The sequence below is a fragment of the Azospirillum griseum genome (assembly GCF_003966125.1).
Taxonomy (GTDB): domain Bacteria; phylum Pseudomonadota; class Alphaproteobacteria; order Azospirillales; family Azospirillaceae; genus Azospirillum; species Azospirillum griseum.
Genome location: NZ_RXMA01000135.1, coordinates 1 through 502 on the forward strand (window position 1 = coordinate 1; position 502 = coordinate 502).

The window sequence follows — 502 nt, forward strand, 5'->3', positions numbered from 1 at the left end:
CGGCGGATGGCGCGGTGTCGATCTCGGTCGGGCAGATGGGCTATCTGCTCGAGGGCATCGACTGGCGCAACCCGCAGAAGACCTGGCGGCCCGAGGCCGCGGGGTGACTGCGACACGGTGAATCGACGCACCAGTTCAGGGATGATTGCGGCGGCTCAACGGCACGTTTCCAGGTAAACTGGCGCCATGACCACCACCCCGCTCCCCTCCACTTCGGCCGACGACGTCGCCAACTTGCGCGCTGCCTTGGCGCAGGCCGAGGCACGGGCGGACGCGGCGGAAGCCGAAGCGGCGCGGGCCAAGGCGATGGCGTCGAATACCGAGGCGCTGATCGCCAGCCTGAAGCTGGAAATCGAGAAGCTCCGGCGCGAGCTCTACGGCACGCGTTCCGAGCGCAAGGCGCGCCTGCTGGACCAGTTGGAGTTCCAGCTCGAAGAACTGGAAGCGAACGCCAGCGAGGACGAGTTGGCGGCCGAGCAGGCCGCTGCCAAAACCACCGCGG

The 502-nt window shown here is 68.1% G+C and carries 1 protein-coding gene; it reads left to right on the top strand.

Going from position 1 to position 502, the window contains the following annotated elements:
* Window positions 1-186: 186 nt before the first annotated feature.
* On the top strand, window positions 187-502 hold a 316-nt coding region (locus EJ903_RS26505; protein WP_210211586.1), incomplete at its 3' end, for an IS66 family transposase.